Source organism: Sulfitobacter sp. 15WGC, assembly GCF_005068605.1.
In the GTDB taxonomy this organism is placed as follows: Bacteria; Pseudomonadota; Alphaproteobacteria; order Rhodobacterales; family Rhodobacteraceae; genus Sulfitobacter; species Sulfitobacter faviae.
In genome coordinates, this window is sequence record NZ_SZNL01000288.1 from 1 (window position 1) to 219 (window position 219).

Consider the following 219-nt stretch of genomic DNA (forward strand, 5'->3'; position numbering starts at 1 on the left):
TCGGGATGAGCTGTGCCTAGGGGTGAAAGGCCAATCAAACTCGGAGATAGCTGGTTCTCTGCGAAATCTATTTAGGTAGAGCGTCATCCGAATACCCTCGGGGGTAGAGCACTGGATGGGTAATGGGCCCCACAGGCTTACTGATCCTAACCAAACTCCGAATACCGAGGAGTACTGGATGGCAGACACACGGCGAATGCTAACGTCCGTCGTGGAGAG

At 53.9% G+C, this 219-nt stretch carries 1 rRNA gene; it reads left to right on the forward strand.

Going from position 1 to position 219, the window contains the following annotated elements:
• A 23S ribosomal RNA gene (locus FCK22_RS18800) occupies nucleotides 1–219 on the forward strand; the annotation flags it as partial.